Raw genomic sequence first — 26,283 nt, 5'->3', positions numbered from 1 at the left:
TGGCAGCCGGCCGGCCCCGACGAACGGGAGACGAGAGGGATGGCGCCCGGCAGGCACCAACACGCCGACGGCGCATTCGACCCGAATACCCTGCGGAAAGCCTGCGGTGGCGACCTGACCCACACTCCGTGTCGCCCGCAGCGGACGGTCGTTCTCGTCCGCCGCGGGCGATTTCGTCGAACCCGGTACGGCTCCCGGCGGAGACTGGACGAGTGCCCTGGGAGGGCTGGTTCTCCGAGGACCGTCTCCGGATGTGGCGGTGCGCCACACGGCTCGCGGCGAAGCCGCCGGAGAGGCCCCCGCCCGGTAGGACGGTGCGGTGCAGAGGTGAGGCATGGAAAAGCGCATGATCAACAGAGGTGAGGAGCCGTGCCGGGCCGCGCCCCGACATCGCTGTCACGGGCGCGGCTTGCGCGAATCGTCCCCTATCGGAAGCGACGAGCCCCGAGAGTGCACCATGCGCCGGGAAGCGCGGTTGCCCTACGGCGTGTAGAGGGCGTCGGTGCCGTACAACTCCCTGGTGAACGCGGAGACATCGGCGCTGCGATCGGTGCCGTCGAGGTTGTACGTGAGAAACACGCCATACCCCTCGCGGACGGTGCGGCGGGCGAGGCCGGCGGCCGTGCCCTGCGAGGTTCCGCCGATCTCGACGGCCGCCGGTGACAGCTTCGACTTCGGCAGCGCGATACCGGGGACCCGCCAGGTGCCGTAGTAGGGGTTCCAGGCGTAGTCGAACTTGGAGGAGACGTCGACGCCGCCGTAGGACAGGCGCGACGCGGACGGGCCGATGTTGTAGAGGCTGATGATCTTGTTCGGCATGTTCGCCCGCAGCGCCGTCACCACGTGCACGAACGAGCTGCTGTTGGGCCGACCGGTGCCGTTGTTGCCGTACTCGGCGTACTCGTCGTCGAAGTCGATGCCGTCCAGGCCGTACCTGGTCACGGCGTCCGACAGCTGTGTCGCGAACGCCGAAGCCGCCTGCTGCGAGGGGAAGTTGGCGAAGCCCGCGCCCTGGTGGTTGCCGAGCACCGAGAGGACGACCTTGATGCCCTTGCGCTGCAACGGTCGGACCTCGGTGGCAACATTGTCGAGAACGCGCTGCACGTTTTCGTTGAAGTACAGATAGGCCGACTTCGTTTCCGTGTCGTAGTTGATGTTCGCTGCGAAGATCACGGCTACGTCGAAGACGTTGCCGCCGCTGTTGGCGAGGGTGTATTTGCCCACGTTCAGCATGCTCTGATCGTTCACCTCGACGTACGCCACCGAGGTCGGCCCCTGCTTCATGGGGGCGGGGGCGGGGGCCGCTGCCGCGCCGGTCGGGGCGGTCGCGCCGAATGTGAGAGCCGCGATGGTCGAGAGCGCGAGCGCGGCTGTCCGCATTCTGCGCCGTAGCAGTTTCGACATGGTCGATCGATCTCCCGTCGTAGGAGTCGGCGCCCGACCTGTTCGGAAGCGCCGAGTGAGCCGGTGGTGTCGCGTCGCCCGGTCGGGTTCCGGGCGCGCCGCACCGAAGGGGGAAGGCGTCGTCCGACCCCCTGGTCGAAGGGTGCTCACGGGCGGTGGACCGCCACGTCGGTCACGGTCGGCGGGCCGGCGCCCGGGCGGGCGCAGGTCAGGGCCGAAGCCAGGGACGCCTCGGCCGGTACCTGTGTCAGCAGGTTCGGGTGCAGGAAGGTGGCGGGGTCGTGGGTGCCCAGGACGGTCACATGGGTCATCCGCGTGGTGATCCAGGTGTGCACGGTGTTGTCGGACGAGGCAACACCCACGTCGTCCAGCCGGTCGAACCCGCCGCCGGCCGGGCGCGCGCCCCGCGCGAACGTCACCAATCGATCGAACTCCGCGTCCGACCACCGCGATTGACCGGGTGGCTCCGGCGGTCCAGGCTCCATGTCGGCCCTGCCCCCTCATTCTCGTCGACGCGCTGACGGCGTCGGGTGCGGGAGATCCGGCGGCCCCGGGTTGCGCACGGCACCTCTTGCGGCCGGCGGAGCCGAGGACGCCACCGATTCCGGGGAACCCGGCGGGGCCGCCGGGATGATGCGGATGAGCCGAACGTCAGATTGACGGCTGCCACCGGGGCTGTCAACGGTTTCTTTCGCACCAATTCGCCGATGCCGACAACAGGCGAGGTGGGGATGGGTAGGCCGCTCAACTAATTCGCTTTAGTACACACTGGATCAAGCGCATTACCCGGGCGACACGGCTGGGGTAGGCTTCGCGCCATGGATGCCACGGACCCGCCGGAGCCCGGTCGCCGGAGGCCGACCCGCCGTCCCACGATGAAGGACATCGCCCGGCGGGCGGGGGTGTCGGAGAGCGCGGTCTCCTTCGCGCTCAACGACCGTCCCGGGGTCTCACCCACGACCCGTGACCGGGTTCGACGAGTGGCCGAGGAGCTCGGTTGGCGGGCCAGCACCGCGGCCAGGGCGCTGTCCGGCGAGGGTTCGGCCACCGTGGGCCTGGTCCTGGCTCGGCCCGCGCGGACGCTCGAAGTGGAGTCCTTCTTTCTGCGACTCGTCTCCGGTATCCAGGAGTCGCTTGCCGTGCGCCACCTGGGACTGCTCTTCCAGGTGGTGGAGGACGTGGCCGAGGAGTGCGCGGTCTACCGCCGGTGGTGGGCGGAGCGCCGGGTGGACGGTCTGCTCGTCGTCGATCCGAGACTGGACGACCCGCGCCCGCGGCTGCTCGACGAACTCGGCCTGCCGGCCGTCGTCATCGGAGCGCTCGCCACGCACACGCCGGCCTATCCGGGCATCTCCACGGTATGGGCTGACGACGCGGCCGCGATGGCATCGATCGTCGGACACCTGCACGGGCTCGGTCATCGCCGAATTCTGCACATCGCGGGCCTGCCCGCACTCGTGCACACTCGGCGCCGGGTGGATTCGCTTCGGGCGGAGGCGGCCCGGTTGGGGTCGGTCGACGTCACCTCGGTGCCCACGGACTACTCCGAGGCCGAGGGCGCCGAGGTCACCCGCAGGGCCCTCGAGGCACCGCGGCCCCCGACGGCGATCGTCTACGACAACGACATACTGGCCATGGCGGGCCTTGCGGTCGCGGTCGAGGGCGGGCTCGTGGTCCCGCGGGACCTGTCCATCGTCGCCTGGGACGACTCCGTCCTGTGCCGTACCGCGCATCCACCGCTGACCTCTCTGGTCCGCGACACCGCGGCCTACGGCCGCCATGCGACGGAGCAGCTCCTGCGCCTGCTGGACGGCGGCCCGGCGAGCGTGGTCCCGGATCCCCTGCCCACCCTGGTGGCCCGCGGCAGCACGGCAGCGCCCGCCGAAGCGCGGCGGGTCCGACCGCGCGGTTGACTGGGGGCCCAGCCCGCCCCGGGTCCTGTGCCGGCCGGGGCCCGATCGGTGCTCCTGCGGTGCCTGTCCCCGGTGCGTCCGGCGGCCCGGGGGATCGGCTCGGCGCGAATCGGCGCGATCCCCCGGGCTCGTCGCCGTACGGGCTTCGCATGTTCCGGGACGGGGATCCGCGGCGGGGCTGCACGTGCGTCACGGCATGGTCCCCACGTGTCGGCGAGACGGGATCTTCCACGGCCGCGTCTTGACATGTATTCCGGGGTCGTTCCATAGTTTCGTTCACCGGCTATAGCGCTTTAGTTCGCCACCCGGTTCGCCTCGTAAAACCTGCGTCCGGTTGCGGTCGGCGCTTTCTACGGCGTTCTTCGGGCACGGCCCGGCATCCCCATGCACCGCCCTTTCGGTTCGACGAGAAAGTTGGCGCTCATGCACTTCAGACTCAAGTTCGCGGGGGCGCTCGCCGCGGTCGCGGTTCTGCTGCCCCTGGCCGGTTGCGGTGTCGGCGGCGGCGACAAGCAGGCCGACCACAAGACCGTTGCCACGGACACCCCGCTCAAGGGCTCCGTGACGTTCCAGACCTGGTCGCTGAAGAACGACAAGTTCACGCCCTACTTCACCGCGCTCATCGCGGACTTCCAGACGAAGCACCCCGGTACCACCATCAACTGGATCGACCAGCCGGGCGACGGATACTCGACCAAGGTCAGCAGCCAGGTGACCAGCGGCAGCCTGCCGGACGTCGTCAACCTGCCGCCCGACATCGCACATTCGATGGCCAAGGTGGGCGCACTGCTCGACCTGACCAAGAACGTGCCCACACTCTCCGCCGATTACGTCAAGAGCGGTCTGGACGCCTACACGTTCCCCGACTTCGCGAACGCCACCTACGGACTGCCCTGGTACCTCGGCACGGACGTCAGCTACTGGAACAAGACCATGCTCACCCGCAACGGGCTCGATCCCACGAAGCCGCCGAAGACCTTCGAAGACCTGCTCGCCCAGGCAAAGATCATGCATGACAGGTCCGGCGGCAAGGACTTCCTGATGAGCCGCTCGCCCGGCCTCTCCGACATCGTCGACTCCGGTACGAAACTGATGACCGCCGACGGGAAGAGGTTCGACTTCAGCACCCCCGGCGCGCAGGCGATGCTGGACCGGTATACCGAGGCGTTCCAAGCGGGCTACTTGCCGTCCAACGTGCTCACCGACACCTACGAGGGCAACTCGACGCTGTTCTCCAAGCAACAGGTGGCGTGGACCACGGGCGCCGGCAACTACATCGACAGCCTCGCGCAGACCAACCCCACACTCGCCGCCCAGGTCGTCCCCTCGCCGGCCCTGAACACCCCACCGCTGTACGTGCAGGGCATCTCCGTCGCCGCGAAGAGCAAGAACCTGCCGCTGGCGCTGGCGTTCGCCAGGTTCGTGACGGACAACGCCAACCAGACGGCCTTCGTCAAGCTGGCCCAGGGTTACCTCCCCGGCACCGCCGCCGCGGCCGCCGACCCGGTGTACAGCAGGAGCGACGGCACACCCCAAGGCGACGCCACGGCCCTCGCATACCAGGGCATGCAGCACGCCGTGAACTTCACGCCTCCCGGGTGGACGGACGCGATGAACACCTACCTCAACCAGCAGATCGCACTCGCGATGACCGGGAAGCAATCGTCCAAGCAGGCGCTCGACAACGCCGTCACCAAAGCGAACCAACTGCTCAGCGACTGACACCCGCCCCCATGTGCCGTCGGCGGGTGCGTTCCCGCTTGCCCGTCGGCGGTCCCGGACCCATGAGGAGATCATGAGGCCCCACCGCTGGTACACGCCATGGCTGCTGGTTCTCCCCGCGTTCGCGTTCCTGGCCCTGTTCAGCCTGTGGCCGGCGGTCAACACCGGGGTGCTGTCCTTCACCAACGTCCACACCCTGACCGGCGGGCACTTCGTCGGACTGCGCAACTACCACCGAATACTGGACGACCCGCAGTTGCGGGACGCCTTGGTCAACTGCCTTGTCTACGTCGCGGTTTGCGTTCCGCTGCTCACCATGCTGCCGCTGCTTCTCGCGTTGCTGGTGGAGCGAAACCTGCCGTTCATGGCGTTCTTCAGAACCGTCCTGTACTTCCCCGTGATCGCCTCGGCCGTGGTCGTCGCACTCATCTGGCAGTGGCTCCTGGACGACCGCGGAATCGCCAACGGACTGGCGCAGCAGGCAGATGTGATCCACTCCGCGATCCCGTTCCTGACCGGCAGGTGGCTGCTGCTGTTCAGCGCCATCGCCCTGACGGTCTGGAAGGGCCTCGGCTACTACATGATCCTCTACCTGTCGGCGCTGGGACACGTGCGCCGCGAGCTGCACGAGGCGGCCGCGGTCGACGGCGCGGGAGCGGTACGGCGGTTTTGGTCCGTCACCGTCCCCGGGGTCCGAGGCACCATGCTGCTGGCATCGATGCTCGTCACGGTGTCGGCCATGCGGGTCTTCACCGAGCTGTACATCCTCGGCGGCAGGACCGGGGGCGTCGGTGGCCGGGACGTCTCCGTCGTCATGTTGATCCAGCAGTCCGTGTCCGGCAGCGACGGCCGCGTGGGATACGCCTCCGCGCTCAGCGTCCTGTTGTTCGTGATCACCATCGGGCCGATGGCACTTCTGGTCCTGCTCAACCGGAGGGCAGAGCGCTGAGCACCGTCCACGAGCACGCGGATCGGGCCGACCACGCCGATCACGTCAACGGCGCGGTCGTTGGCCGCGCCACCGAATCCGGGAGCCGCCCGAAGTTCGCCGGTCCGGTGGGCCGCCGCCGGCGGGGCCGGCGCTCCCGCGCCCTCGGCCGCAGTACCCCGGCCGGCCTGGTGGCCCGCTACACGACACTGCTGTTCGCCACGCTCATCACGATCGGACCGCTGTTGTGGGAGCTGTCGACCTCGCTCAAGAGCAAGAGCGAGGACGTCTACGCGGCCACGCCGCAGTTCGTGCCGCACCACCCGACATTCGACAACTACGGCGAGGTCGCCCGTACGATCCCGGTCTGGCACTTCGCCGCCAACTCCCTTGTGGTCGCCATCCTTTGCGTGGCCGGGAATCTGGTCGGAGCCACCTTCGCCGGATTCGCCCTGGCCCGGCTGCGGTTCCGGGGCCGGGGATTGGTGTTCGGGTTGTTCCTGTCCGCCCTGCTGCTTCCGGCCGAGGTCACGATCATCTCCCAGTTCCAGACCATCACCCGCCTGGGCCTGGGGGACTCGCTGCTGGGGGTGGCCCTGCCCGGCATGATCGGCGCGCTCAACGTATTGCTGATGCGCAACGCCTTCCTGTCGATCCCCCAGGACATCGACGAGGCCGCGGTCATCGACGGCGCGACCGTCCTGCAGCGGATCCGTTTCGTCGGTCTGCCGAACGTCAAGGGCACGCTGGCCGTGATCGCGATCCTGACGTTCATCGGCGCATGGGACGACTTCCTGTGGCCATTGCTGGTTCTGCAGACACCGTCCAATCTGACGCTCACCGTCGGCCTGTCCTACCTGAAAAGCACCTTCTCCGCCGATCCGCGGACCATCGCGGCCGGCGCGATGATCGCGCTGGTGCCCATCCTCGTCCTGTTCGTCTGCCTGCAACGGCTCTTCTTCAAGGGCGTCGGGGAGGGCGCCGTGAAGGGCTGAGCCAGGTACCGCGCGGGTTTTCGCCCATCACCCCGGCGGCCACACCGCCCCTTGCACGGAGGAAGCTTCGCGCCCATGCCCGAGCCCCGGCACGTCTCCCCAGGGTCCACGAGGCCCACAGCCCCCACCGCGCCGACTCCCGCGGCCACTTCGACGACACCGCGCTTCGGTGTCAACTACACCCCCAGCGTCGGCTGGTTCCACCACTGGTTGGACTTCGATCCGGACGCCGTGCGCGCGGATCTGGACGCGATCAGCGCGCTGGGGATGGACCACATCCGGGTCTTCCCCCTATGGCCGCTGTTCCAGCCGAACCGGACGCTGATCCGGCCGCGCGCCGTCGAGCAATTGGTGGCGCTGGCAGAAGCGGCCGGCGAGTGTGGGCTCGACGTGAGCGTGGACGGACTCCAGGGACATCTGTCCAGCTTCGACTTCCAGCCCTCGTGGCTCCGGACATGGCACCGGCGCAACATGTTCACCGACCCGCAGGCGCTCTCCGGCGAGGAGGAGTATCTGCGGACCCTGGCAGCGGCCCTGGCCCACCGTCCCAACTTCCTCGGCATGACGCTGGGCAACGAGACCAACCAATTCTCCGGCGACCCGCACCCGGACCCGGACCGGATCAGCTCCGAGCAGGCCGCGGCATGGCTGGAGCGCATGCTCGAGGCATGCGAGACCGGAGCACCGGGCCGGTTCCACCTGCACTGCTCCTACGACGCGGCCTGGTACCTGGACGACCATCCCTTCACCCCGGCCCACTCGGCCCGCATCGGCGCCGCCACGGCGGTCCATTCCTGGGTTTTCAACGGAACCGCGCAGCGCTACGGCGCGAAGTCGACGGCGTCGAACCAGCACGCCGCGTACCTGATCGAATTGTCGAAGGCATGGTCGGCCGATGTACACCGGCCGGTGTGGCTGCAGGAGGTCGGTGCCCCGGCGCCTCACATAGCGGCCGCAGATGCCGCCGACTTCACCCGCAAGACCATCGAGAACGCGCTGGACTGCGAAGACCTGTGGGGTGTCACGTGGTGGTGCTCGCACGACATCGACCGCGCGTTGGCGGACTTTCCCGAGGTGGAATACAGCCTCGGACTGCTGACGCACCACCAGGAGCCGAAGCCGGCCGGTCTGGAGATCGCCAAGATCGTCGACGAGGTGCGCCGGCGGGGCCACGAGCCGCAACCGCGTACCACCGCCCTCGTCCTCGACCTCCCCGACACCGTGACCACGCGCTCGACCTGCGGCCCCGGGGGCGCGTACTTCGAAGCGTTCATGCGCCTGGCCGAAGAGGGCGTGCGGCCCACCACCGTGCTGGCCGAACGTGTCGGGGATCAGACCCACCTGGACGCCCGAGGGATCACCGAAATCGTGAGGGTGGGAGAGGTCACGGCATGTTGACCGTCGCCGACCCGCCGCCGGACGCTTTTTCACCCGCCCATCCCCGGCCACACAGCCGCCACCGATTCTGGAGCCGCAGCGATGCATGATGACCGGTCTTTGATCGAAAGCCGCCTCAAGCGCGTCCTGGAAGAGCGCGTCGTACCCGCGATCTACCCCGAGTCGGTGCCTCTCCGGATCGGAATCTGGGTCGCGCCCGGCGAGCCGGTGCCGGTGGCCGAGGGGCTGGCCGCACCGCGAACCCCCATCGAAACCGGAGCGAAGTGGGGCGCGCCCTGGGGGACGAGTTGGCTGACGGTTTCCGGGACCGTGCCCACCGCATGGGCCGGGAAGACCGTCGAGGCGCTGATCGATTTGGGCTTCGACAAGAACATGCCCGGATTCCAGTGCGAGGGCCTCGTCTACCGGCCGGACGGTACCCCGGTCAAGGGCCTCAATCCGCGCAATCAGTGGGTACGGATCGCTGCGCCGGCGGTCGGTGGGGAAGAGGTGTTGCTGCATGTCGAGGCCGCATCCAACCCGGTCGTGCTCGACTACCACCCCTTCCTGCCGACCCTGCTCGGCGAGAAGGAGACCTCCGGGGACGAGCCGCAGTATCGGCTGCGGCGGATCGACCTCGCAGTGTTCGACCAGGACGTGTGGAACCTGGTGCAGGATCTCGAGGTGCTCGGGGAACTCATGCTGGAACTGCCCAAGGACGCCGGGCGTCGATACGAGATCGTGCGGGCGATCGAGCGGTCGTTGGACGCGATCGATCTGCAGGATGTGAACGGCACGGCCGCCGCGGCACGGTCGCAGCTCGCGGAGGCCCTGTCGGTGCCGGCCACCGCGTCGGCGCACCGGCTGAGCGCAGTGGGTCACGCGCACATCGACTCGGCCTGGTTGTGGCCGCTCCGGGAGACGGTGCGCAAGGTCGCCCGGACGACAGCGAACATGACCGCACTGTTGGATGACGAACCGGACTTCGTCTACACGATGTCGCAGGCCGCCCAGTACGAGTTCGTCAAGGTGCACCGACCGGAGGTGTACGCCCGCGTGAAGAAGGCGGTCGCCGCCGGCCGTTTCGTGCCGACCGGTGGCATGTGGGTCGAGTCGGACACGAACATGCCCGGCTCCGAGGCCATGGCGCGGCAGTTCGTACACGGCAAACGATTCTTCCTGGACGAGTTCGGCATCGAGAACGACGAGGTATGGCTGCCCGACACGTTCGGGTTCGCCGGCGGACTGCCGCAAATCATCAAGGCCGCAGGCAGCAAATGGCTGCTGACCCAAAAGATTTCATGGAGCCAGATCAACAAGTTCCCCCACCACACGTTCCTGTGGGAGGGAATCGACGGAACACGAATCTTCACGCACTTCCCGCCGATCGACACCTACAACTGCTCGATGCACGGCCGCGAAATAGCGCACGCGGCACGCAACTTCAAGGACAAGGGTGTCGCCAGGCACTCGATGGCCCCGACCGGCTGGGGCGACGGCGGGGGCGGCACCACCCGGGAGATGATCGCGAAAGCCGCCCGGATGCGTGACCTGGAGGGGTCCGCCAAGGTCGCCTGGGAAAAACCCGCGGACTTCTTCGCCAAAGCGGAGGCCGAGTACGCGAACCCGCCTGTGTGGGTCGGGGAACTGTACCTGGAACTGCACCGTGCCACGCTGACCAGCCAGGCCAAGACCAAGCAGGGCAACCGACGCAGCGAACACCTGCTGCACGAGGCCGAACTGTGGGCCGCGACCGCCGCGGTACGAACCGGTTACGCCTACCCGTACCAGGCTCTGGACCGCATCTGGAAAACGGTGCTGCTGCATCAGTTCCACGACATTCTGCCGGGCTCGTCGATCGCGTGGGTGCACCGCGAGGCGGAGGCGACATACGCGGTGGTCGCCGCCGACCTCCACGCCATCATCGATGCGGCACAGCGTGCGTTGGCCGGCGATCCGGCCGCCGGCGACGTCATCGTGTTCAACGCCGCACCGCACACGCGCGGCGGTGTCGCTCCCGGAGCCGGTACCCGGGCCGCGGGCAGGTCGACCGGGTGCAGTCTCTCGACGCGCGACGACGGCTCATTCGTGCTGGACAACGGACTGATCCGAGTGACCGTGGACCAGCGCGGACTGGTGACGTCGGTCTACGACATCGCCGCCGGGCGGGAGTCGCTGGCCCCCCGACAGCCCGGCAACCTGCTCCAACTGCACCCCGACTTCCCGAACATGTGGGACGCGTGGGACGTCGACAAGTTCTACCGGAACACCGTGACCGACCTGACCGACGCCGACGAGGTGACGATCAACCAGGACACGGACGAGGCCGTCACGGTCCGTGTGGACCGTTCGTTCGGATCCTCGAAGGCCGTCCAGACGCTCACACTCACCGCCGGCGCCAAGCGCCTGGACATCGAGACCGAGGTCGACTGGCACGAGACCGAGAAGTTCCTCAAGTTGGCATTCCCCCTCGACATCCACACCGAACGCTACGCCTCCGAGACGCAGTTCGGACACCTCCACCGACCGACACACACGAACACGAGCTGGGAGCACGCCAAATTCGAGGCATGCAACCACCGTTTCCTGTATTTCGACGAACCGGGTTGGGGCGTGGCACTGGTCAACGACTCGACCTACGGCCACGACGTCACGCGGACCGTGCGTGAGGACCACGGCACCACCACCACGGTGCGAGCCTCGCTCCTGCGCGCGCCGCGTTTCCCCGACCCGGAGACCGACCAGGGAATGCACCGCTTCCGGCACGCGCTGGTGCCCGGCGCCGTCATCGGTGACGCGGTCCGCGAAGGTTGGGCGATCAACCTGCCCGAGCGCCGCATACCGGGCGACACGGAGGTCGCGCCGCTGGTGGGCATGGACAACGCCGCCGTGATCGTCAGCGCCGTCAAGCTCGCCGACGACACGAGCGGCGACGTCGTCGTGCGGGTCTACGAGGCCCGAGGCGGCCGGGCCGAAACGCGCCTGACGGCGGGATTCCCCCATGCCGGGGTCGCCATCTGCGACCTGTTGGAGCGCCGAGTCGCCGACAGTGAGGGACCCGAACTTGAGGCGGACGGCGCCATCCGCCTGAAGTTGCGCCCCTTCGAGCTGGTCACACTGCGATTCACCCGTCGCTCGACCGGTGCCTGAACCGCCGTCGAGCCGGACGGCTCCCCGAGCGTCCGGCTCGACGGCCCGCCCCGGCGTCGTGCAGGTCGTCCGGCACGCCCGCATCCACCGGCCATGCCTTTCCCGGACCGGCCTGTATCGAGCATCAGGTCATCTGCTCCGCACATCCAGTGAGTCGAGGATTCGGCGGGTGAGATTCCACGGGACTGTAAAACGGGTTCGCGCCTTGCCATTCGTCGAAGGCGATGTCAGGGAACCGTCTGCGGTCCGCGGTGGAAAGGCCGTTCGCCTTTGCCAGGGCCATGCGGCCCTCGGTCGAGGTCACGGTGGTGGCCTGTGCCCCGTGCAGGACCGCGAGGGTGAGCTCGGCGAACGTGGTGCCACCGCCCCATCCCGTAGTTCGGCGGGGCTTCCCGAGCGTCGGACGCGAGGGCGGGAAAATCCGGCGAAGTCACTTGTGGGTTCCGGCTACGCTGCCGCCGCATGAGTGAACCCGCCACCGTGAGTGCCCTGTTCCATCCCGACGACCTGACGGATGCAGTCGAACATGGTCTGGTGGCACGTCGGCGGCATCCGCAACTGCCGTTGTCGATCTACACCTACACCCGGACCTGCGTGTTCGAGCGGCGATGGACACCGGTGACGCTGCGCTGCCGCGGACTGATCGTGGAGGATGGCACCGATCGGATCATCGGGCCCTGTCTGCCGAAGTTCTTCGGCCTCGCGGAACACGACCTCGGCGCGGCCTACGCCCCCGCGCTGCCTGACGACGGATTCGAGGCGTTCGACAAGGAGGACGGCTCGCTGGGCCAGGTGTTCCACTACGCCGGCCGTTGGCGAGCCGCGTCCAAGGGGGCGTTCGTCTCCCGGCAGGCCGCATGGGCCCAGGAGTGGCTGGACGAGCGGGACACCGACGCGCTCGAGCCGGCGCTGGGCTACGTCACCGAGATCATCCATCCCGACAACCGCATCGTGGTCGACAACGGCTCCGAGCGCACCCTCGTCCTGCTCGCCGTACTCGGCCCCGACGACACCGAACAACCCCTCGCCGCGCACACGGACGACTGGATCGCCCTCGGCGGGCGCGTGGTTCGTTCCCGGCCCGTCGCCTCACTCGCCGAACTGGCCCGCGCTGCCGCCGAGAACCGCCTGCCGGACGGCACGGCCATCACCGGGACGACGGCCGAGGGCTGGGTGCTGCGTCACACCTCGGGCCGGCGAGTCAAGCTCAAGTTCGCCGAATACGTACGGCTGCATCAGATCCTGACCGGGGTGACCGAACGGGACATCTGGCGCTACCTCGGCATGCAGCGCTTCGCCGACCGCGACCCGCGCCACGTCGCCTATGCGCTTACCTGCGCCGAGGCGGAGGTCACCGCCATCGAGGCGGCCACTCGGGCGGCGTTCGCGGACGCGTCCCATCTCTTTGACGACCGCGCCGCCTTCGCCCGCGCGGCCTCCGCGCACCCGGACGCGCGGATCGGGGCCGGGATGTTCCAACTCCGCGATGGGCGACCCATCGACCTGCCGATCTGGCGGACCGTCAAGCCGGACCCAACGGACACATTCCGGCTCGACGACGAGGCCTGACCCGACCTGACCTGACCCGACCCGACCCGTGCGCTCCGCTTCCGCAGCAACAAGCAGCCTTCGCCACGCCCAGGTAGGTGGGGCCCAGTGGGGAGGACAGGTTGCGGCGGGCGCGCCGGACGCGGTTGCGGGCGGTCATGCGGTGACGGACGCCGTGCTCGTGTTGTCCGTGCCATCCGGCAGCATGACGCTCGGAGGCCCGGGTCGGGGACACACGACGGGTGACGTATAGGGGGAGTGTTCGTGCGGACGGTGTTCGAGGGTTCGGTGCACGTGGCGTACATGCAGATGTACATCGACAGCCGCGCACAGTGGTCGGCGATCGAGGAGGACCATCGGGCGGGGCAGATCAACGGCCTGTGCGGCGCCGCCGTGGAGGGGTATCTGTTCCTGACCACCGGTATGCACACCGGCAGCGTAGGGCTGACCATCGAGGTCCACGACGGCCCACCCGCGGTCGACGGGCGGTGGGAGGACGTGGTCGAGGCACCGTTCACCCCGCAGACCCGCACCGTGCGGCTCGCGCAGTGGGGCGACGCGGACGCGTGCGAGTTCGAACTCGACCCGGTCGACCATCGCGTGCGCTACTGCGCGACGGGGATGGACGAGGCCAACGCCCACGGCGTGGTCTTCACGGGCGAACAGCCGGTCGACCACTACCTCCTGCAGTTCTGGCCGGCGCCCGCGGAACCGGACCGCGTGATCAGGCAGACCAGCGACCAGGCGGCCTACTGGAACAGGATCGCCCGGGACCGGCCACCACCGCCGACGCCCGACGAGCGGGCCGCGGCAGCGCGCGCGGCCCGCGAGGAACCGGCCCGCGAGAGTGCGGAGCGTGTCCGGGAGTACGAACTGCGCCAGTGGGCGGGCCGGTTGCCGACCGAGCGGTTGCGGCGGGTGAGCGGGAACGTACACGGGATGCGCATGCTCGACGTGCACCTGGTCCACGCGATCGCGCGCGTCGACGACGGGACACAACGCGCGATCGCCCGCTGGGCGGCACATCGCGCCTATGCCCTGGCGGGACTCGCCGACGTCGACTGGATCGCCCCCGCGTTGGCGGCACTCGACGCGGGTACGCCGCTGCCCGCGCCGTTCGACGACCCGGCCGAACTGTGGCGGCGCCTGTTCGAGGACCCGAACGTGCCACACACCACGATCACCCTCCCGGACGGCACCACCCACAACGCGCTCCAACAGGCGTGCGCCCTACCGGCGTTGCTCGGTGCCGCCGACCCGGACTCCCTGCGGGCCGCCCTCGACGCCCTGCACGCGGCCGCGTACGCACACGGCACCGACCACCGCGCCTTCCTGGACGAGGTCCGCGACACCTGGCCCGCCCTGGGCGTCGTACCACCCGCACCGGCGGAACCACCCCCGCCGCCGCGCCCGTTCCCGCCCACCACCGAGGACGAGCCCGTCGATACCGCGCCGGTCCGCTGGACTCCGGCCGCCGAAGCACGACCCACCGCTTCGGAGCGCGACCCGAAGGCCCCGCCACCGCAACCCGGACACCGCCCACCGAGCACCCCTCCCGTTGCGCCTCCCAACGCGCGGCCGCCCGGCAGGGGCCTCGCGTCGCCGGCCCCGACCCCCGGTCCCCGCCCCGCCGGCGCAGCCACCTCGAGGGACGGGGTTCGGATCGTCCTCGTCACAAGGTCTCCGGAGCCGCCCGCAGCTGCCGAGCCCTCCGCGACAAACCACCTGGCGGGCATCCAGAACGAGGACGTCTACACCGCCGCCGGCGGCGAGGAAGAGCCTCACGAGATCAGCTGAACACAGGAGCGGATTCCTGTAGCTTCCCGTTCTCGTACCCTGCCATACCACGGGGATCGCCTACCCGTGCGAATCCGCGCCGCCGGGATCTCCCGTCCGGACCAAGAACCCGTCGCGATCGCTGTCCACCCTCCGGTTGGCCGAACCCCAGGCCAAAACAGCAAGGAACTCAGGCCGATGACCGTCAATCAACGGCAATTTCACTTTCACCAGTGAAGATCACCGACAACATCATTTCTGTGAAGTGGCCACGCAGAGGGACGGAATCAGCTTGGCCGGGGCCCAGATACAGTCGGAGCGGCCCGAGGGATCGTGCTCGCACAGCGGCTACAAGCTGCGCGGGTTCCGGGAACTGTTCCTGAGCCCGGAGCACCAGAGCATCCTCGACGTCGACATCCATGCCGGAGGCGGGATCGATCGGCGACTGAGCGAGGTGTTCTACGGCCTGGGGCCTGCGCACGCCCTGCTCCTGGAGCGGGGAGGGCAGCCGGTCCTCCGACGAGGGATCGGCTGCGGCCGAGCTCGCCGGCCACTTCACGCAAGGCGGACGTCCTGGCCGCCTGGCTGGGACCGAAGGGGGTACGACCCATCGACTGGCCCGCCGATTCCCACGGCCCGTCCCACCCGGCGGTCGGCGCCGCACTGATGGCCTGCACCCGCACCGCTCAGCGGGCCGGAGGCGAAGAAGGCGAAATCCTCAGAGGAGTGCTGGATGGGGACTCTTCCTATGTGCAGTTCGCCCGCCCGGTCTCGATGGTGGACCCATGGCATGGCTGTTTCGCCTACACGACGCTGCGTCACGTGACGCTGTGCGCCGACACTCCGTGACCAGCGCCGGCCGGCGGCGTCGGCGTTTGTGGTGCAGCGACGTTCGGCCACGCCGACAGGAAGCGCTGTCCTTCCCACTGATGGAGTCGATCGAATGCCCCCGTACCCGTCCCTGACGCGCGCCTTGACCGAGGCGCTGATCGACGTTGTTCGCTTCGTGGAGGGCAGTGACGACGAATGCATGGATCCGGACGATGCCGTGGAACTGTTGGAAGGCGTGGGACACCTGCTCGGCCGACTGTCCGCGGATCAGCGAGCAGAATTGCTCGATGTGATCGCTGCGATCGCCGATGCGGACCCTGATCCGGCTCGTCGCGAGTTCATCGAGCGGTTCCCCGACGGATTCGGGCTGCTCGACAACGGGAATTGATCGGCGTCTTCCGCCGAGCAGACACGTAAACGTCGCCTGCGGCGTGCCCGTGACGCACGAAGGGGCTGCTGCGCGCGTTGCGCTCGACCCGCCGTAATTTGCGTGATCGTCTGATAACTTTCCGACGGTTGGGCAACGTCCGTAGGACGTTGTTCGGACCGTGCACGGCGCATGTCACTCGATCGTCCGGGGGCCATGGATGGCGAACCAGGCAAAAGCGGCGGGGAGTTCCGAGATCGACGTCGCCGTACCGAGCGTGGCCCGGGTGTACGACTATCTCCTGGGGGGCAAGGACAACTTCGCCTCGGATCGGGAGGTGGGGAATCGTCTCCTGGCCATCGCCCCGGACGCCGCGCGCACGGCCCCGATCCACCGCGAGTTCCTGGCGCGAGGAGTGCGATTCCTGGCCGGGACCGGGGTCATGCAATTCGTGGATCTGGGGTCCGGACTGCCCACCGCCGACAACACCCACCAGGTGGCCCACACGATCGACCCCCGGTGCTCGGTTGTCTACGTCGACCACGATCCCATCGTCCTGGCCCACGGACGGGCCATCCTGGCCGACCATCCACGCACCGCGGTCGTCCGGGCCGACTTCCGCTCGCCGGAAGACGTTGTCTCCGCACCGGAGTTCACGAAGCTCATCGACCTCTCGAAACCTGTGGCCTGGTTGATGCTCTCCGTCGTCCACCACCTCGGCGACGAGGAACACCCCGACTCACTCGTCGAGAAGTACAAATCCCTCATGACACCCGGCAGTTACCTGTTCCTGTCCCACTTCCTCAGACGTCCGGGGGATGCACGCATCGACCGCCTGGAAGCAGTCATGCAGGAGAGCCTGGGAAGCGGACGCTTCCGAACACAACAGGAGATCGAAAGGTACTTCGACGGTATGGAGATGGTCCATCCCGGAGTGGTCTCCACCGCGCTGTGGCGCCCCACCAGCCCCATCGCCCCGCAGGATCTGGAAACGTCCCACATCCTGATCTCGGGCGGAATGGCCAGAAGAACCTGAACGGCGCCAACCCGGCAGAGAAGGCCGAGCGCGCCGGGCTTGGTAGGTTTCCGGTATCGCGGTGACCGCGATCCGTCAGGCCGTCGCGGCATACGAGAGCGAGGCATACCGGGAGGCGCCGGCGGCCCTCCCTGACGGCTGTGAACGCGACTTCCGCATCATCGAAGGCATCGACCGACCGGCGGGACCAGCCATCGCCGAGCATCCGTCACTGCGGTGGCAGGCGTTCATTCGTCGCCGGGCGCGTCGACGAACTCGGCGCCGATCTCCTCCAAACGCTCGGCCGCGTAGGACGCGTCGAGCAGCGCCTCGGGGGTGTGGACGCCCGGCGGTACTACGGCTTCGCCGCGCAGCCCGAGCAGTCGCTCGACACCGAGGGCGATGCCCAGTGCGGTCAGCGGCCGCTGCCCTTCCGGATGGACGAGGTAGCGGTGCAGGCTGCGCGGTTGCCCTCCTGGGCCGGTTCCCTCGACGTCGATCCGGACCTCGACGGAGGCGGGGCCGCCGCGTCGCCGACGCGCGGACTCGCCGATGGCGAGGTCGAAGCGGACGTTCGGCGCTCCCGTCGCCAGGGCGAGACTCGGCACGTCGAGGATGGCAATGCTCTGGCCGGGCACGAGGATCCCGTCGGTACCCGGTACATCCGTCCGTGCATCGGGTTCGGCCACCCACGTGAACACGCCGTCACGGCGTACCAGTCCGGCCGAGGTGGCGATGGCCCATCGCTCCAGATCCGCCAGCCCCGCGGGGCCGCCGGCGTCCGATTCGTCCAGGACGGCACCGATCCGGATCGTGTCGATCCGTTCGAACTCCCTGGTGGCGTACAGCGTCGCCAGAACACCGATTCCCGCGCAGAAGTGACTCGCTACCAAAACCGGTGTACCGCCCGGCCGTTGGGCGCTCGCAACGATCTCCGGTGCGATGTCCACCAGGCCGCTGGAGATGCTCAGGTAGGGCAACCCGCGCTCCTGCGCGAACCGCAGCCCCTGCAATCGGTTGTCCCACAGCGCGGCGACGACCGCCAGATATCCTCCGTCGGTCGGCAGACCCAGATCCCCGCGTCGCAGGTCGACGGTCACGGCCGTGGCCGCGCCGAGTTCGTCGGCGACCCGCCGCGCGCGGCCGAGGTCGCGGCCCGCGATCGACAGGGGCAGTTCCGGGTGCCATCGGCGCAGCACGGCGGCGGCGCCCGCGCCTGCCTGCCCCGAACCGCCCAGGATCAGAACCGAGTCGGGCCGTCCCATGGTGAGTCTCCTTTTGCAGCGGCTAACCTACATTTTGTAACCTACGTTTTGTAGCATAGCCTGGGAGGAGACAGCAAGGGAGGACCATGGGGACCACACCGACCCGCCTGTCCAAGCAGGCCAGGCGGGAACAGTTGCTCGACACCGCCGCGGCGATCGTGCGCACCCGGGGCGCCGACGGGCTCACGCTGGTCACCCTCGCCGAGGCCGCGGGCGTCAGCAGGCCGATCGTGTACGACCACTTCGGCACCCGCCCCGGCCTGCTGCTCGCGCTCTACCGGCGCCTCGACGAACGCCACCGGGCCTCGGTCACCCGGGCACTGCGGGACGCAGTGCCCGTCGCCGAGGAGGTCGCCCGCGTCATCGGCGCCGCGTACTTCGCCTGCGCCACCGACATGCCGGAACTCAACGCCGTTTCCGCGGCGCTGAAGGGCTATCCGGACATGGAGACGGGCGGACAGGAGATGACCGACAACTACACGGACCTGATGGCCACCGCGCTGCGGCCGTACACACACCTCGAGCCCGACGCCCTCCGGCTGTGCTGTGCCGGCGTATTGGGTGCGGCCGAGGCGCTCGCCACCGAACTGAACCGCGGACGGGCCTCGGTGGAACAAGTGGTAGGCGCGCTGACCGGCCTGATCATGGGCGGACTCGAGGCCGGGTGAACTGGCGTGTGAGTGTGCGTCGTGGTGGCGGGGTTGGTCGTCAGTCGGGTTGATGCGTGGTGTGGGTGTTTGTTTGCTGGTCGGGGTGTGGATGACCGTGATCGTTTCGACTGTTACAGGTGTGACTATCGACTGACGTCGGGTACTCGGCCCAAGCGGGTTGTTCTGTCATGGTGTTGCCCGTTCCTGTGTCGGGGCCCGGTGGTGCGGGTGTGGTTGCCGGTATGGCGAGGGATCGTTCTTCGGTTTCGGTACGTCCTGCCGCGGGTTCCTCGGATACGGCGGTGTTTGCGGTCGCTGGTGGTGCGGCGTCTGCTCGCGGTGGGGGAAGCGGGTGGTGTCACCCGCGCGCGTGTGGCGGTCGCCGCCTGCGTACCGAGGCCAAAGCCGCCGAACAGCTCGGCTTCGCCCCCGCCACGCTTCCCGCCAACGCCCGCCGCCCGGACGCCGTCACCGCCCACGAGGGTGACCGAGAACCGGCCCAACACCACGAGGGCGACCCGGCCGCACCGGCCCTGCCCGACCTGATCCCACCCGCGCCGCCCCCGGCCGACCGGGCCACCCCCGGCCGACCGGGCCACCCCCGACACGCTCAAGGCCCGCACCCGCGACCCGGCACCCGCCCCACCCAAGAGGACACCCCATGACCCCCGCCTGCCACCCGCGCCCACCGACCAGTACGTCGCCCTCCCCGACGCACGTCTGGTGACCACCCGCGCCCTGCTCACCGTGCGCGAGAACCTCGCCGACACCATCGCCGCCCGCGCCATGACCCGCATCCACGGCGGAGCCGGCCTCGGCAAGACGGTGGCGGTCACCGGTTGCCTGCGCGAACTCGAACCCGACCAGGACATCCGCCGCATCACCTTCCACGCCCGCCCCACCCTCCGCACGGTGCGCCAGGAACTGTTCACCGCCCTCGAAGTCCCGGACCAACCCTCGTGCTACGCCAGCGAGTTCGACCAAGTTCTCAAGACCGAACTCGCCACCCACCCCGCACCCTCGTCCTGGACGAGGCACAGTGGCTCAGCGGCTCCCTGCTGGAATACGTCCGCTACCTCCGGGACGACCCGTGGGAGGAGAAGGCTGCCACCAGACCCTGCGCAAGCAGCCGATGCCGTCCCCCGGGATCTTCATCCGGCAACGCCTCACCCGCCTCACCCCCGACGAGATCCAGGACGTCATCCCGCTCTACCACCCCATCCGGGCCGACGCCGACCCGGCCGACATCGCATACGCGGACCAACACGGCGCCCACGGCAACTTCCGCAACCGGGCCCGCCCGACCGCCCACACCCACACCGCCCTCGAACGCACCGGCCGCGAACACGCCGACCAGGAAGCGCTCCGCCGGGCCTTCAGCCGTCTCGGCTCCGGCAACCAGACCCAGCCACCTCCACCGACACCCCCTCGATCTCACTTCGAATCTCACTCCACCGAACACGAACCCCCCGACCCGACTGTCGGGTTCCGCAGTCGCCTGCACGGATGTCCACAGTCGGCTGCGCACGGGTTGGCGTGTGGTCTTCACGCTCGCGACGCGGCCGACCGGGCATCGCGTGAACCGTCGTCGAGCCGCCACAGCCGGCATTCGTACGCGGCACTCGCGACGGCTTGGCCGTCCGGGCTGAACGCCACTCGGTGGACCTCGTTGGCGGACAGTGTGCGGTCGACGCGGCGGGTGGCGACGTCCCACAGTCGTGCGCCGGTCAGGCCTCCGGTCAGCAGTGTCCTGCCGTCCGGGCTGTAGGCCACTGCGTTGGTCCGCTCTCCGATGATCGTTGCCTTGAGGGCGCCGGTGTCTGCGTCCCACAGCCGCACGCCCGTCTCCCCCGCGGTGGTGACGGTGTCCCCGCCCGGGTTGTACGCCACCGCGTACGATATTTCCGGGGTGAGTTTGAGCAGCGGGCGGCGTTCGGCGACGTCCCATACCGCGCAGCCGTACTCCGGCATGGTGATCCAGTCCTTGTCCCGAGGAGGCATGCTGCCCGTGACGGCAAGGCGCTTCCCGTCCGGACTGAACGCCAGCTCGGTCACGCCGCGCACCGCGCGGTTGCCGGGGAGCTCTTGCGGAACCAGGTGGGCGACGACCTTGCGGCTGGTGGTGTCCGCGAGCACGGGCCCGTCGACGACCGTGCCGATGGCGATGAGCGCGCCGTCCGGGCTGACCGCCAGGCACGAGATGTCGGGGTCGGCTGCGAAGGACGACAGGTCCGTGTGGTCGGAGATCCCGTAGGCGGCGTCCGCAACGCTGCCGGTGCGGATGTCGTACAGGGTGATCCGGTCGCGGCTCCTGGCGGGGATGGCGAACTGCCGGCCGTCAGGGAGAACCACCGGCCGGGCTTCGTCGCCGTGGTCTCCCTCAACCTTGGCCAGCAGCTTTCTGGAGTCCACGTCCCAGAGCCGGACCACGCCGAGATGAATCGACACCAGCGTGCGGCCGTCGCCGCTGAACGCGATTCCGGTGGTGACGTCGTCGGTCAGTGCATCGCTCGTGGTGCCCGCCTGCGGCCAGAGGCTCCAGGCGGCGCCGCCGGCCGCCGTGGCGCCGGCCACCCCGAGCGCTCCTACGACGAACCCGCGCCGTGACAGGGGGCGGCGCCTCTGCGGAATGCGCGGAACGGTCGTGGCGGCGCCGGACGGTGAACGCAGGCGTTCCAGAACCTCCTGCGCGTTGCCGGGGCGCCTGTCCGGGTTCTTGGCGAGCAGCGCGAGGACCAGGTCGTCGATTGCCGGAGGTACGCCGGGCCGGTGCTCCCCGGGCGGACCGGGCTTGGTGTTGAGGTGGGCGTTCATGATCGGCACCGGGCCGGCCACCTCGAACGGGAGCCGGCCGGTGAACAGTTCGTACAGCACACAGCCGAACGAGTACAGGTCGGAGCGGGCGTCGCCGGGGTTCCCGTCGAACCGTTCGGGCGCCATGTACGCGAGCGTCCCCATCACCTGGCTCGACATCGCCGCCGACTCCGCGAACCGGGCGATGCCGAAGTCGAGGACCTTGATCCGCCCCTCGGCGGTGAGCATCAGGTTGGCGGGCTTCAGGTCCCGGTGGACGATTCCGGCGTCGTGGGCGCGCGCGAGCGCGGCGGCGATCTGCGCGGCCCACTCGACCCCGGTCGCGACCGGCGGCGGGCCGTCCGTGCGCAACACGCTTGCCAGGTCCCGCCCGTCGAGGTACTCCATCACCAGGAACAGCGACCCGTCGGCCTCGTCCTGACCGACGTCGTGCACGGTGACCACCCCGGGGTGGTTGAGTGCCCCGGCCGTGCGCGCTTCGCGGAAGGACGACGCGGAGTCGGGTGTGCCGCGCCCGTCCTGTGGGAGCAGTTTGACCGCCACCCGCCGTCCGATCAACTGGTCACGGGCCTCCCAGACTTCACCCATCCCCCCTCGACCCACGAAACGCACCAACCCGTAACGACCAGCCACAAACCGCACAAGCATCGCCCTATCGCCCTAGGTGGCCACCACCGCGCAGTCCCGGCCGCTCAGCCAACCACGCACACACGACCCGCGCTGCGGAACATCCCTCACACGCGGCGCTTCAGCCGTCACCACCAAGCCCACCACGCACCGGCTCGCCACGTCGATCGCCGCCGTCGGATACGGCCGACCGACCGGCAGCCGATGCCGCTCGTCCACCACGATCACATCCACCGGCGTGTGGTCGACCTGGACCTGCTCCAACAACCCGGTGACCACCGGCGGTTCGCCACCCGCCGACCGCAGCGGGCGCGCCGCCTCGCCGCCCTCCCGCGCCGTCGTCACGGCGACCGGATCCAGCCCGATGATCCGCCGCGCCGCCGCGCCCCGCGACGGAACCGGCAGACCCCGGATCCGACACCGGCGCTCGACCTCCCGGCACACCGTCGCCACCGAACGACGCTGCCACGTCAGATACCGCGTCCGCGTCCACCAGGCCCACCGTGTCCCGCGCCGCGAGCGGCCGGATCACCTCCGCCTGCCGCATCGCTGTCGCCCACACGTCGGCGGGCGCGGTCAACACGCCGCGCTCGGTCACCGGCCCGTCCGTCCTCCCTGAACCTCCCGCCGCGAACGCGACTACGGCCAAAACGACCGTAATGCACGCGACTTCGGACTGTCCGGGGATTCACAGTCCCCTGCACCCGGCAGCGAAGACCCAGCTCACCCGTGCACGCGACTACGGAAATCGACACCGGCTCGCCGGACCGATTGCCCGTCGCCTGGGGTGTCGCCTGGGACGTCGCCTTCCCCGTCGTCCTTGGAAACGACGGGGTCCACGCGGGTGTTCGGGCCGGTCGGGGGCCGATATGCACCCTCGAACATGCGCAGGCTGTGTATGGGGTTCATCGTGAGCAACCCCAATCCACTCACCGGCCGGCCCGGCCGCCTCACGGCCGGCGCATCCCCAACGTGTCCAACTCCGCGATCCGCTCGGCCGCCGGCTTCGCCCGCCTGCTCCTGCTCGTCCTCACCCACACCCCCAACCTGACGTCCTCCGGCCGCCCGTCGAATGCCACCACCGTCTCCACGTGGGCGCGCGGCGCCTCCAGGCCCCCGCCCGGACCCGCTACGCCGCCGCCGCGCCCACCGCGATCGCCCACGCCCGCTCGCGCGTCCGCTTCGGCCGAGGCCCGTCCGGCACCGCCACCGCCACCGCCGCCCCGGCCTCGGCCGCGTGGGTCAGGTGCCGCTGCCACACCACCGGCTCGCCGTCGACCAGCGCGCCGGCGCCGCGCTGCGCCCGGCGGCGAGTTCGCCGCGCCGGTCCTGCGCGCGTCGGTTCGCGAGCCACGTCCGATGGAACGTCAACACGCGGCGCAGGTCGTGCTCCCACGCGAGTTTCAACAGCCCGGTTTGCAGCGCGGCCAACCGCGCCCCCCGATACGCCTCGACGTCCGCCGGCCGCGTCGAGAGCCGGTTGAGCCGGCTCCCGCCGGCCGCGGCGGCGGCCTGGACCTCGGGGCGGTCACCTCCGCCACCACGATCCGAAAAGGCGCTACCAGCCCGGCGGACACCGCCGCCGACAGGGGTGGCGAGTAGGAAATCCTGCCGAACAGGCGCTCGTCGTCCATGGACGCGGCGTAGCCGACGGGCGGGGGTTGGTAGGCCGTTCGCTCGCTGTGCTCGTCCTCTTCGAGTGTCCGGCGCGAAGGCGATCCCCAGACGACGAAGCTTGCCGTTCGCCTTGGGCGCCGGATACGCGTCACGGTCCGTGGTAGGTGTTGTCGCGGCCGATCGGGAGGGTTTCCGACAGGTCCCGGTGACGGCCCTTTTCCCTCGGAGCGAGGCGGACCACAGAGCCGGTCACGACCGGACCGGCCCGTGTGAGGAGGGCAGTCGCACGCGTACGGTCAGTCCGCCGCCAGTGCGGGCGGTGGCGGTGATCTCGCCGCGGTGGGTGGCGGTGATGGCCTCGACCACGGCGAGTCCGAGGCCGAATCCGGTGCCGCGTTCGCGGCCCTGGTGGAACGGCGCGAACAGGGCCGGGATCTCTTCCGGGTTCAGGACCGGTCCGGTGTTGGCGACCTCCAGGAAGGCGGTGTCGCCCACCGAGCCGGTGGTCACCGTCACCGTGCCGTCGCGGTGGTTGTGACGTACCGCGTTGGCCAGCAGGTTGAGCGCGACCTGCCGCAGCAGCGCGGGGTCACCCTCGACCGGGGCGGCCATCGTGGCGAGGGTGACCCGGACTTCGGCCGCGCGGGCCTCGTCGGCGAGATCCCGAACCGCGGCCCCGGCGGCGTCCGCCAGATCGACCGGACGCAGGTTGAGCGTGCCGCTCTCGCCGCGGGCCAGGGTCAGCAGTGCGGCGATCAGGCGTTCGGTGCGGGCGTTGGCGTCCAGCGCGCGTTGTACGGCGGGGCGTAGATCGGGCGGGACGCGGCCCTGGGCGAGCGGGATCTCCAATGCGGTGCGTTGGATGGTCAAGGGAGTGCGCAGTTCGTGTGAGGCGTGCGCGGTGAAGCGTCGTTGAGCGGTGAAGCTTCGGTCGAGGCGGTCGAGCATGGCGTCGAAGGTGTCGCCGAGTTCGCGGATCTCGTCGTACGGGCCGTCCAGGGCCAGGCGTTCGTCCATGCTGCGGTCGGCGCTGATCCGGCGGGCGGTTGCGGTCACCTGGTGGAGGCGGGCCAGCGAGCGGCGGCTCGCCCACCAGGCGAGCAGTGCGGCGAGCGCGGTGAACGCGGCGAGCAGCAACGCGGAGCGGGTCAGCAGGTCGCCGAGGATGGTGTCCCGAAAGTCTCCGAAGCCTTGCGCGGGCGTGGTCGGAACCTGCTCGGTGCCGTCCGGCGGCGGCGTTCGGCCCAGGACCGGTGCCGGCGTCGCGGGGGAGAGCGATCTGGCCGGTGTGACGAGGCTGCGGTTGGCTTGGATGAGCTGGCGCGCGCTGAGCCAGTTCAGCGCGAGCATCCCGCAGCCCAGGACCGCGAACACCGTCATGGTGACCAGGGTCAGCCGGCCGCGCAGCGGCAGCCGGTCGGGGGCGAGGCGGGACGGGAGACGGAACGGGTGACGGGACGCGCGTCCGGGCCGGCTCACAGCCGGTATCCGTAGCCCGCGTCGTGCGCGATCAGCGGTGGTTCGCCGAGCTTGCGGCGCAGCGCGTGTACCGTCACGCGGACCGCGGTGGTCGCGGGGTCGACGGCGGTGTCCCACAGCCGGTCGCGGAGCTCCTCGGTGGACACCGGCGCGCCGTCGGCGAGCAACAGCAGTTCCAGGACGCCCAGTTCCTTGGGGGTGAGGTTCAGTGGGCGACCGTCGCGTTCGGCGGCGCGGCGTGCGGTATCCAGGCTGACGCCGCGCCTGCCGATCACGACCGCGGCGCGGTTCCCGGAGGAGCGACGTCCGAGGGCGCGCAGGCGGGCGACGAGTTCGAGGTAGGAGAACGGCTTGGCCATGTAGTCGTCGGCGCCGTGCCCGAGGCCCTCGACGACGTCGGAGAGGCTGTCGGCGGCGGTGAGCATCAGGATTCTGGCCGGATATCCGGTGGAGCCCAGTGCCCGGCACACCGCGTCGCCGCCGAGCGCGGGCAGGTCCCGGTCCAGGATCACCACGTCGTAGTCGGCGGCGGCCGTGCGTTGGAGCGCTTCGAGGCCGTCGTGGGCCACGTCGCAGACCATGCCCTCGCCGCGCAGCCCATCGGCGAGCATGGCCGCCAGCTCCCGCTCGTCCTCCACGATCAACACCCGCATGTGTCCCGCTCCGCTCACTCCACCGCCGCTGTGCCGCACGGGCCCGAGGGCCAAGCCTGCCCGGCGTGGTGTTAGCAGCCGGTTAGGCGCGCGGTCACGGCCGGTTAACCGCGGCCTCCGTAGAACTGTGCACGTCACCCCACGTTCACAAG

At 69.6% G+C, this 26,283-nt stretch carries 20 protein-coding genes and 1 pseudogene; 12 read left to right on the top strand and 9 right to left on the bottom strand.

Annotated elements, in window-relative coordinates:
- Positions 1 to 480: 480 nt before the first annotated feature.
- Positions 481 to 1,404: an endo-beta-N-acetylglucosaminidase H gene (locus ACFXKZ_RS34250; RefSeq protein WP_380005747.1), complete on the bottom strand. Its 924-nt coding sequence runs from the start codon at positions 1,402 to 1,404 to the stop codon at positions 481 to 483.
- Between the two features lie 146 nt (positions 1,405 to 1,550).
- The gene (locus ACFXKZ_RS34245; RefSeq protein WP_380005745.1) at positions 1,551 to 1,823 is read right to left on the bottom strand and encodes a hypothetical protein; all 273 of its coding nucleotides are present in this window, start codon (positions 1,821 to 1,823) and stop codon (positions 1,551 to 1,553) included.
- 399 nt (positions 1,824 to 2,222) lie between these two features.
- Between ACFXKZ_RS34245 and ACFXKZ_RS34240 the strand changes: the two genes are divergently transcribed.
- The 8 genes from ACFXKZ_RS34240 to ACFXKZ_RS34205 all read left to right on the top strand — a co-directional run bounded on the left by ACFXKZ_RS34240 (position 2,223) and on the right by ACFXKZ_RS34205 (position 14,834).
- Positions 2,223 to 3,317: a LacI family DNA-binding transcriptional regulator gene (locus tag ACFXKZ_RS34240; protein WP_380005743.1), complete on the top strand. Its 1,095-nt coding sequence runs from the start codon at positions 2,223 to 2,225 to the stop codon at positions 3,315 to 3,317.
- Between the two features lie 423 nt (positions 3,318 to 3,740).
- Positions 3,741 to 5,039 carry an extracellular solute-binding protein gene (locus ACFXKZ_RS34235; protein WP_380005741.1) on the top strand — a complete coding sequence of 433 codons (1,299 nt, stop codon included), beginning with the start codon at positions 3,741 to 3,743 and terminating at the stop codon, positions 5,037 to 5,039.
- Between the two features lie 73 nt (positions 5,040 to 5,112).
- On the top strand, positions 5,113 to 5,988 hold the full coding sequence (locus tag ACFXKZ_RS34230; RefSeq protein WP_380005739.1) for a carbohydrate ABC transporter permease: 876 nt from the start codon (positions 5,113 to 5,115) through the stop codon (positions 5,986 to 5,988).
- 107 nt (positions 5,989 to 6,095) lie between these two features.
- Positions 6,096 to 6,962, top strand: coding sequence for a carbohydrate ABC transporter permease (locus ACFXKZ_RS34225; RefSeq protein WP_380005737.1), 867 nt, complete (start codon positions 6,096 to 6,098; stop codon positions 6,960 to 6,962).
- Between the two features lie 75 nt (positions 6,963 to 7,037).
- Positions 7,038 to 8,360: a glycosyl hydrolase gene (locus ACFXKZ_RS34220; RefSeq protein WP_380005735.1), complete on the top strand. Its 1,323-nt coding sequence runs from the start codon at positions 7,038 to 7,040 to the stop codon at positions 8,358 to 8,360.
- Between the two features lie 81 nt (positions 8,361 to 8,441).
- Entirely contained in the window at positions 8,442 to 11,489 is a 3,048-nt protein-coding gene (locus ACFXKZ_RS34215; RefSeq protein ID WP_380005733.1) for an alpha-mannosidase, read from the top strand.
- A gap of 462 nt (positions 11,490 to 11,951) precedes the next feature.
- Entirely contained in the window at positions 11,952 to 13,058 is a 1,107-nt protein-coding gene (locus ACFXKZ_RS34210; RefSeq protein ID WP_380005731.1) for a polynucleotide kinase, read from the top strand.
- Between the two features lie 243 nt (positions 13,059 to 13,301).
- The gene (locus ACFXKZ_RS34205; RefSeq protein WP_380005729.1) at positions 13,302 to 14,834 is read left to right on the top strand and encodes a hypothetical protein; all 1,533 of its coding nucleotides are present in this window, start codon (positions 13,302 to 13,304) and stop codon (positions 14,832 to 14,834) included.
- Between the two features lie 184 nt (positions 14,835 to 15,018).
- Here the strand turns inward: ACFXKZ_RS34205 and ACFXKZ_RS34200 are convergent, their stop codons facing one another.
- Complete coding sequence (locus ACFXKZ_RS34200) at positions 15,019 to 15,294, bottom strand: hypothetical protein (protein WP_380005727.1); 276 nt, start codon at positions 15,292 to 15,294, stop codon at positions 15,019 to 15,021.
- A 492-nt stretch (positions 15,295 to 15,786) separates the two neighbouring features.
- Here ACFXKZ_RS34200 and ACFXKZ_RS34195 point away from each other — a divergent pair, with 492 nt between their 5' ends.
- The 3 genes and pseudogenes from ACFXKZ_RS34195 to ACFXKZ_RS34185 form a co-directional block, all read left to right on the top strand.
- Positions 15,787 to 16,032, top strand: coding sequence for a hypothetical protein (locus ACFXKZ_RS34195; RefSeq protein WP_380005725.1), 246 nt, complete (start codon positions 15,787 to 15,789; stop codon positions 16,030 to 16,032).
- 199 nt (positions 16,033 to 16,231) lie between these two features.
- Positions 16,232 to 17,047 carry an SAM-dependent methyltransferase gene (locus ACFXKZ_RS34190; protein ID WP_380005723.1) on the top strand — a complete coding sequence of 272 codons (816 nt, stop codon included), beginning with the start codon at positions 16,232 to 16,234 and terminating at the stop codon, positions 17,045 to 17,047.
- 67 nt (positions 17,048 to 17,114) lie between these two features.
- A pseudogene (locus ACFXKZ_RS34185) lies at positions 17,115 to 17,222 on the top strand (DUF1330 domain-containing protein); the annotation flags it as partial.
- Between the two features lie 52 nt (positions 17,223 to 17,274).
- Here the strand turns inward: ACFXKZ_RS34185 and ACFXKZ_RS34180 are convergent.
- Positions 17,275 to 18,291 (bottom strand): saccharopine dehydrogenase, encoded by a 1,017-nt coding sequence (locus tag ACFXKZ_RS34180; protein ID WP_380005721.1) that lies wholly within the window; start codon positions 18,289 to 18,291, stop codon positions 17,275 to 17,277.
- Positions 18,292 to 18,377: 86 nt separating this feature from the next.
- Here ACFXKZ_RS34180 and ACFXKZ_RS34175 point away from each other — a divergent pair, with 86 nt between their 5' ends.
- On the top strand, positions 18,378 to 18,959 hold the full coding sequence (locus ACFXKZ_RS34175; protein ID WP_380005719.1) for a TetR/AcrR family transcriptional regulator: 582 nt from the start codon (positions 18,378 to 18,380) through the stop codon (positions 18,957 to 18,959).
- Between the two features lie 1,527 nt (positions 18,960 to 20,486).
- Here the strand turns inward: ACFXKZ_RS34175 and ACFXKZ_RS34170 are convergent.
- From ACFXKZ_RS34170 to ACFXKZ_RS34150, 5 genes are all read right to left on the bottom strand, one after another.
- On the bottom strand, positions 20,487 to 22,403 hold the full coding sequence (locus tag ACFXKZ_RS34170) for a WD40 repeat domain-containing serine/threonine protein kinase (protein ID WP_380005717.1): 1,917 nt from the start codon (positions 22,401 to 22,403) through the stop codon (positions 20,487 to 20,489).
- Positions 22,404 to 22,415: 12 nt separating this feature from the next.
- Positions 22,416 to 22,835: a hypothetical protein gene (locus tag ACFXKZ_RS34165; RefSeq protein ID WP_380005715.1), complete on the bottom strand. Its 420-nt coding sequence runs from the start codon at positions 22,833 to 22,835 to the stop codon at positions 22,416 to 22,418.
- A gap of 676 nt (positions 22,836 to 23,511) precedes the next feature.
- Positions 23,512 to 23,736 (bottom strand): hypothetical protein, encoded by a 225-nt coding sequence (locus tag ACFXKZ_RS34160; protein ID WP_380005713.1) that lies wholly within the window; start codon positions 23,734 to 23,736, stop codon positions 23,512 to 23,514.
- Between the two features lie 512 nt (positions 23,737 to 24,248).
- Positions 24,249 to 25,478 carry a sensor histidine kinase gene (locus ACFXKZ_RS34155; RefSeq protein WP_380005711.1) on the bottom strand — a complete coding sequence of 410 codons (1,230 nt, stop codon included), beginning with the start codon at positions 25,476 to 25,478 and terminating at the stop codon, positions 24,249 to 24,251.
- Positions 25,475 to 26,131 carry a response regulator transcription factor gene (locus tag ACFXKZ_RS34150; RefSeq protein ID WP_380005709.1) on the bottom strand — a complete coding sequence of 219 codons (657 nt, stop codon included), beginning with the start codon at positions 26,129 to 26,131 and terminating at the stop codon, positions 25,475 to 25,477. Before ACFXKZ_RS34150 ends, ACFXKZ_RS34155 begins: the two co-directional genes overlap by 4 nt.
- Positions 26,132 to 26,283: the final 152 nt, after the last annotated feature.

The organism is Embleya sp. NPDC059237 (assembly GCF_042754105.1).
In the GTDB taxonomy this organism is placed as follows: Bacteria; Actinomycetota; Actinomycetes; order Streptomycetales; family Streptomycetaceae; genus Embleya.
This window is presented reverse-complemented; position numbering and strand designations above follow the sequence as displayed.